We start from the raw sequence: 7,185 nt of genomic DNA on the forward strand, positions 1-7,185 counted from the left end.
CATACCGATTTGGCGCGCCCCAACCCTGGGCCGCCCCCCCCTCCGCCATGTGACGCCATCCGTGCTCGACGTCGCGGGGCTCCGCCCCGGCCCCCGCGCCTCAATCGCCGGCGGGGCTTGATGGGAAACGCCGGCGGGGCTTGATAAGCGGTTTACGGCTCGAACTTGTAGCCGAGGCCGCGCACCGTGACCAGGTATCTCGGCGCCCCGGGATCCGGCTCGATCTTGGCGCGGAGGCGCTTCACGTGGACGTCGAGCGTCTTGGTGTCGCCCACGTAGTCCGCACCCCACACCCGGTCGATGAGCTGCATACGGGTCAGCACACGCCCGGCGTTGCGCAGCAGCATCTCCAGGAGGTCGAACTCCTTGAGCGGCAGGTCGACCTTGCCGCCGCCCACCGTCACCACGTGACGGTCGACGTCCATGCGGACGGGCCCGGCTTCCAGGGCCTGCGGCGCGACCTCCTCCGGCTCCCCGTGGCGGCGCAGGACGGCCCGGATCCGGGCGACCAGCTCACGCGAGGAGAACGGCTTGGTGACGTAGTCGTCGGCTCCTATTTCCAGGCCGACGACCTTGTCGATCTCGCTGTCCTTGGCGGTCACCATGATGACCGGGACGTTGGAACGGCCGCGCAGCTGGCGGCAGACCTCGGTGCCGGGCAGGCCCGGCAGCATCAGGTCGAGCAGGACGAGGTCCGCGCCGTTGCGCTCGAACTCGTCGAGGCCGTCGGGCCCGGTGGCCGCGATGGCGACCTCGAAGCCCTCTTTGCGGAGCATGTAGGACAAGGCGTCGGAGAAGGACTCCTCGTCCTCTACGACAAGCACTCGGGTCACGGAAGGACCTCCGGGGCGGCAGGAGTGGCAGGAATGGATTCGTATGCGGTTGTGTCGTCGGGCCCGTGTGCGTCGTCTTCGTCGCGTACGTCTCCGGGGCCACTGGTGCGGGATGTCTTGGTCTGGGTCGAACGTGAGGCGCGGGTCGAGGCCGCCTCGGGCAGCCGCAGCGTGAAGGTGGAGCCCTGTCCCTCGGAGCTCCACACGCTCACCTCGCCGCCGTGCGAGGCCGCCACGTGCTTGACGATGGCGAGGCCGAGGCCCGTGCCGCCGGTCGCGCGCGAGCGGGCCGGGTCGACGCGGTAGAAGCGCTCGAAGACGCGCTCCTTGTCCTTCTCGGAGATGCCGATGCCCTGGTCGGTGACGGCTATCTCGATGCGGTCGCCGCCGCCCGCCGGGACGCGGCGGGCGGCTATCCCCACGCGCGTACGGGCCGGCGAGTAGTTGACGGCGTTCTCGACGAGGTTGCCGAGGGCGGCGGCGAGCTGCCCCCGGTTGCCCCAGACCCGCAGGTCGGCGGTGCCTCCGGCGGCCATCGTGATCTGCTTCGACGCGGCGGGCTGGCGGCAGCGGTCGATGGCCTCGGCGACGAGTTCGTCGACGCGCACCGGCTCGGAGTCCTCCAGCGGGTCGTCGTTCTGCACCCGCGACAGATCGATGAGCTCCTGTACGAGGCTGGTGAGCCGGGTCGCCTCGTTCTGCATGCGCCCGGCGAACCGCTCCACGGCCTCCGGGTCGTCGGCTGCGTCCATGACGGCCTCGGAGAGCAGCGAGAGCGCGCCCACGGGGGTCTTGAGCTCATGGCTCACGTTGGCGACGAAGTCGCGCCGTACGGCCTCGATGCGGCGGGCCTCGGTGAGGTCCTCGACGAGCAGCAGCACGAGCCGGGAGCCGAGCGGGGCGACGCGGGCGGACACCGCGAGGGCGTCGCCGCGGCCGGTCCCCCGTCGTGGCAGATCCAGCTCGACCTGGCGTATCTCCCCGTCCCGCCGGGTGTCGCGGGCCATCTGCAGCATCGGTTCGACCGCGAGCTTCCCGCCGCGTACGAGACCGAGGGCGTACGCCGCCGAGCTGGCCTTGACCACGCTGTCCGCCTCGTCGAGGACGACGGCGGAGGAGCGGAGCACGGAGAGCACGGTGTCGACGCCGGGCGGCAGGACCGGGTCCATGTGCAGGGAGGTGCGGGTGGGGCGTTTCTGGTCGCGCTCGCTCCAGCGAAACGCCAGCATGGCGATGACACCGGTGCACACTCCGGCGATCGCTGCCGCTGCGGCGACCGCCGCGTTCACGTCCATGTCTTCAGGTTATGCGGCACCGAGCACTCCTCCACAGCCATCCGAGTGGCAGCTCGAACACTCGTCGCCCAGAGTTCACCTTGGGTACGGGGTCGATTCACTTGTGGTGCCGGATTCGGACGCGTACAGGACGGATCGTGGGAGCGTGGGGCCGTCCGGGTTCCATACGTAGCCAGGTACAGAGAGGGAACGCCGCATGCGTGACGCGTACCACGAGGAACTTGACTCGATCGGCGAGGGCCTGGTCGAGATGGCCCGTCTTGTCGGGTCGGCGATCGGGCGCGCCACCACGGCCATGCTCGACGCCGATCTGAAGCTCGCCGAGACCGTGATCGCCGCCGACCAGAAGGTGGACGATCTGCAGCACGAGCTGGAGGCGCGGGCCATAGCCCTGCTGGCCCGCCAGCAGCCCGTCGCCACGGACCTGCGCATCGTCGTCACCTCGCTCCGGATGAGCGCGGACCTGGAGCGCAGCGGCGACCTGGCGCAGCACGTCGCGAAGCTGGCCCGCCTCCGCTTCCCGGAGCGGGCGGTCCCGCACGACCTGCACGCGACGATCCTGGAGATGGGCCAGCTCGCGCAGCGCCTGATGGCGAAGGCGGCCGAGGTCATCATCACCAAGGACGTCGACCTGGCGATGCAGCTGGAGCAGGACGACGACGAGATGGACCTGCTGCACCGCACGCTCTTCCAGCACCTGATGGACGAGAAGTGGAAGCACGGCATCGAGACGGCGGTCGACGTGACGCTGCTCGGCCGCTACTACGAGCGCTTCGCGGACCACGCGGTGTCGGTGGCCAAGCGGGTCGTCTACCTGGTGACGGGCGAGCACGCGGACGAGGTGCAGACGCAGCCCCAGTCGGTGGAGAGCGCCTGACCGTACGCCAGCCGGTACGCCCGCCCGTACCAGGACGAGGGCCCCGCGCGACTGCCCGCGCGGGGCCCTTCTGTCACTCGATGCCTGCTCTCAGCAGGAACCCCCGCACTGGCACGGCGCGCCCGACTGGCAGCCGCAGCCGCAGCCCGAGCCGCATCCACAGGCTCCGAGCAGCACCAACTCCGGTACTGGTCGGCTCACTTCGACGGGTGCTTGCGGGCTCTGGATCGGCTTCGGGGAGTCGGCGGCCATGATGTTCCCTCCTCGACGGGGCCCCACGGTGGAGCCCTTCCCCCATTGCATGCCCAGCACGGCGGGCGCATCAACGGCGCACGCGCGCGTGGCAGTTGCCAATAAGCCCCTGGGGCGTGCCGTGTTCGGCACGCCCCAGGGGCCAAGGCAGAGAGAGGGGGTTACTTCTTCTTACCTTGGTTCTTGCCGGGGATCTTGGGAAGCTGGGATTTTGCTGGTCAGGTGACGACAGGCTGGCTCAGCTACTGTCATTGTTGGCCGTTGGTGAGTGCTCTTGAGTCACTTCGGACGGCCCAGAGACGGCCCGGCTGTTCGTCGCCTCCCGGCGCAGAAGATCGTCAGGACTCATGAACGTCGAGATGTCAGAGCTTGGCGTACATGGGGTCGCCAGACGCCTCTCCCGCTCTTCATCTGACAGCGGCTTGAACTCAGGCGGCTGGTAGCTCTCGTCTACCCACCCGCAATGCGTGCAGGTCCCTGCCACCACGTTGTAGGACTCACACTCGTCACAACGCTTGACGGAATTGCCGAGCCGGACGCGCGCGGCCGTGAAGACCCCCAACAGGTGCTCAACGGCCTTCAGACCGATCTCAGCATCCATCCGCACTGCTCGCTTCGCGTGGGTCAACCAGTTGACGTACTCCCAGGTCTCACCAGCGACCTTCTTCAGATACGAGCGAAGCTTTGTAGCGGAGGCACCGGCGGCCAGGAAGTTGGCCAGCAACTCAGACCACGCCCGGAAGTCGGCATCCTTCGGCCGCTCCTTGCCGGCCGGTACCAGTTGATCCGAACGCGTCTCTCCAACGAAGGAAACCAAGCACTCGCGAAGACGCATGCCTACAGCTTGGAAGTTCTCGGCCTCATCTCCACTGTCGTAAGCCTCGAACGCCTGCTCCCACCGACGCCATGAGCCTGGTAGAAGATCAGCTTCATCGGGTGCGAGTGGCACCTGTCGTTCTTGGAGGTAGGACATCCGAAGCATGAGTCCGACGTGGAAGGTCAGGACCACGTCCCGGCTCTTGAAGTCCAGTTGGTTGTACAGATTCGTGCTGTTGGTTACGACCCACCATCGGCTGTCTTCACAGTGCACGTCCCAGATGTCGTGCCGTACCGGGCCCACCAGTTCAGAGGCGGCCTTCTCTAGATGCACGACCTTCTCGTGGGCCTGGCCCTCGACGTAGGCCCTGATGTGAGCCTTCTCCTGGTCCGTCGCACGCATACGTCCCCCTGTCCCTCGTGACGCGAGGGTAGCTAGAAGGGGACAGCCGAGCGGCTCATTTTGGTCTCTGAGCTGCACCCATCTCTGCGAACCGCGCTCTCAACTTGGGAAGCTGAGGTCATTTCGGGATGGCTCGCCGTGGCCGGCCTAACTCCTCCCTCACTCCAGGGACACCAGCCAACCCGTCAGGCGGCACGCCTGGCCTACTGTGGCAACATCCTCGCCATGGCAGCTGGGGGAACGAGCATCGCGCCGTACCTGATCACCGCGTCTGCGACGCTCGCAGGCGTCCTGATCACTGCGGCGTTCGCGGAGTACCGAGAGCAACGGCGGTCCCGCGAGGAGCGGCAGCGCGAGCGAGACCGGGTCACCGAGGAGCGCTGGAAGTGGCTTCGCCAAGAGCGACGTCAGGCCTACGCGGCGCTGGTGCACCTCGGCTTCCAGATTGCGGCCACGCTCACGGAGGCGGCGTCCAGGCTGCACGACCGAAAAGACCCCAAGGGCGCGCTCGAACTGTGGACCCGCCTCGACGAGCTACAAGACGCGATCCACGCCCAGGTGGCGGACGTTCAGCTAGTAGGGGGCGAGGCCGTCATCACGGCGGCGCACACACTGCGTCGTTCTGCGCGGCGGACTGCGGGCCTGCTGAGCCAGAGCGTCGCCGCCGCCAAAAAAAGGTCTGACGACGGAACAACAAGCGACGGCCTGTCACAGCGCATCCGCCTGCTGTACGGCGCTACGAACGACTTGGTGGAGGCGGCCACCGAGGACCTGCGTGTGTCCCTCGATGCCGATTCCGAGCGGGAGCGGACACCGGCACGCTGACCAGCAAGATCTATCTGCTGGTCGGCGGCCGGGCTGCCCGCTGACCTGGTATTCACTGTCGGGTGGCGGGGTTTGAACCCACGACCCCTTCGTCCCGAAGCAATTGGGGACGCTTACTGTCCTTGGACTGCTGTGCCTGTCACCTGCGTTGATGGTCCGCTGACGTCCCCGGTTGTTCGCGGGTGTGCGTCGCGGTTGTCACGCAGTTAGACACTCGGTGCTCGTCTCTCAGAGAGCGGCGCGAGCAGCCTTGATGTCGTCGACCCAGAACACGTCTTGGCGCCACTGGCCCGGCCATGCCGCGAGGATCATGTCCTTCTTCGTAGCTTCGTCAAGGAGCCGACGCTTCTCGCTGTCGCTAGTGGCCTGGGCCACGACTCCTTGGGCGCTGATGCGTATGAGCGTGAGGGTCCGGGCAGACCAAGGGAAATGATCTTGATCGCTGGAGCGGCGCAGCGACGAGGCGTCAAAGTCGGCAAATCTAGGCATGCGAGCAACGTACGCCCGTAAAGATCAGGAAGACATGGTTCCGTTGCCGGAGGCGGCGGGCAGCTTCAGCAAGCAAAGAACTACGGGCTTGGGCACTGCTGTCGCGCTCGTCCCTGGCTCGGTCAGTTAGGGCCGCGTTCGAGCTTGAAGACGGAGCCGTGCAGCGCTGTTCCGCACAGATTCCCCTGCCTCAACCTTCGAATAAGCACCCACGCCGAGATTAGTTGCCGCATATCATTACCCAGGACTTCGCTACACCCAAAGGAGGAGGGAACCTGATGGCGCTCGAAATACCCTCTGTCGAGGCGAGTACGACTGACGTGTTAATCAAATATCGCCGAGACGTTGCTGATTACAAGCAGCGGATCAAGAATCGCCGCCTGCAAGTTGCTGGGCTTTACGGGACTCCGGCTCTTTTGCTCATCTCGGTGGTTGCGGGGGCCGCTGCGAAGGTCCTTTTCTGGCTGCACAGTGAAACGCCCAGCGCTCTCGCCAACATCTTTGGTGGGGTGGTGATGTTTCTTGGTATATGCACCGTGGCTCAGTTCGTCGTAGAATTCACCGAATCACTCTGGCGAGATGCCGGGAAGTCACTCAGAGAGCTAAAGCTCGATCTCGAATTGGCCGAAGAGCGCCGGATTCTAGAGGCGCGAAGGTTGACTCCTCCTGCAATCGATAGACAATCTTCATACAGGGACCGCCTACCTGGGGAGATTTCTCGACTTCGGGCCGAGTCTAGCCACTACCGCCGCCTGCATCTCTTCATGCAGTGGCTGCTCTTTGTTGGCTCGGCTGGAGTTTCTGGTGTCACGGCTTGGTATGACCCTCCTCAGCCTGCGAAAGGAGCCTTAATCGCTCTTGGGTCTATCGTTACGGTAGTAACCGCTGCTTCTGGCTATTTCAAGCCCCGCGAGAGGGCGTTCAATCTTCAGCAGACAGCGGATAATATGGAGCAGCACATTACCGCACTCGATTTGGGCATCGCTCCGTATAATATCGTTGATGATGCAGTGAACATGGAGGCATTCGCTACTACCGTTGAGGGGCTACGGGCGGAGCAGCGCATGCGAGAGCAGCAACTAGACCAGCCCCAACAGGGGCAGCAAGAAGTTATCTGAGCGGTTGAAGGAATCGGCGCCAGCGGCCCAGGGTGGTGGAGCCTGTGGTGGTTTATTCTCAAAGATTGAGCCAAGGTAATAGGGCCAATTGAAACCGTTAGGTGGGTTCAACTTGATGGGCCGAGATGCCCTTATCGGGACGACCGAGCTTGCTCAGCCCACTACTCAACCCCAGCTCCCATCCCGTCCGCCGTCGGCCCACACGCAGTGGAGCGGGCGTGGTTCATGGCGTCCAGGTGGAGCGCGCCACTGTACGAACGACCTGGACGCCATGAAC

7 protein-coding genes are annotated in these 7,185 nt (G+C 65.4%); 3 read left to right on the plus strand and 4 right to left on the minus strand.

The annotated features are described in order from the left end of the window. Positions 1 to 152 precede the first annotated feature (152 nt). Together phoP and phoR are read right to left on the minus strand one after the other, a co-directional pair. On the minus strand, positions 153 to 833 hold the full coding sequence (gene phoP / locus ABT004_RS35395) for a two-component system response regulator PhoP (RefSeq protein ID WP_306321454.1): 681 nt from the start codon (positions 831 to 833) through the stop codon (positions 153 to 155). Then, positions 830 to 2,128, minus strand: coding sequence for a two-component system sensor histidine kinase PhoR (phoR, locus tag ABT004_RS35400; RefSeq protein WP_351345622.1), 1,299 nt, complete (start codon positions 2,126 to 2,128; stop codon positions 830 to 832). The genes phoP and phoR overlap by 4 nt, the downstream gene beginning before the upstream one ends. A gap of 196 nt (positions 2,129 to 2,324) precedes the next feature. Between phoR and phoU the strand changes: the two genes are divergently transcribed. Continuing rightward, entirely contained in the window at positions 2,325 to 3,005 is a 681-nt protein-coding gene (phoU, locus tag ABT004_RS35405; protein WP_351345625.1) for a phosphate signaling complex protein PhoU, read from the plus strand. Between the two features lie 490 nt (positions 3,006 to 3,495). Here the strand turns inward: phoU and ABT004_RS35410 are convergent, their stop codons facing one another. Next, the gene (locus ABT004_RS35410) at positions 3,496 to 4,476 is read right to left on the minus strand and encodes a hypothetical protein (protein ID WP_351345628.1); all 981 of its coding nucleotides are present in this window, start codon (positions 4,474 to 4,476) and stop codon (positions 3,496 to 3,498) included. Between the two features lie 225 nt (positions 4,477 to 4,701). Here ABT004_RS35410 and ABT004_RS35415 point away from each other — a divergent pair, with 225 nt between their 5' ends. Beyond that, positions 4,702 to 5,301, plus strand: a complete 600-nt coding sequence (locus ABT004_RS35415) for a hypothetical protein (RefSeq protein ID WP_351345631.1) — start codon at positions 4,702 to 4,704, stop codon at positions 5,299 to 5,301. Positions 5,302 to 5,529: 228 nt separating this feature from the next. Here the strand turns inward: ABT004_RS35415 and ABT004_RS35420 are convergent, their stop codons facing one another. Beyond that, on the minus strand, positions 5,530 to 5,676 hold the full coding sequence (locus ABT004_RS35420; RefSeq protein WP_351345634.1) for a hypothetical protein: 147 nt from the start codon (positions 5,674 to 5,676) through the stop codon (positions 5,530 to 5,532). Positions 5,677 to 6,068: 392 nt separating this feature from the next. Here ABT004_RS35420 and ABT004_RS35425 point away from each other — a divergent pair, with 392 nt between their 5' ends. Beyond that, complete coding sequence (locus tag ABT004_RS35425; protein ID WP_351345637.1) at positions 6,069 to 6,908, plus strand: SLATT domain-containing protein; 840 nt, start codon at positions 6,069 to 6,071, stop codon at positions 6,906 to 6,908. The last annotated feature ends 277 nt before the right edge of the window (positions 6,909 to 7,185 follow it).

The organism is Streptomyces sp. NPDC002790 (assembly GCF_040295505.1).
Classification (GTDB): Bacteria; Actinomycetota; Actinomycetes; order Streptomycetales; family Streptomycetaceae; genus Streptomyces.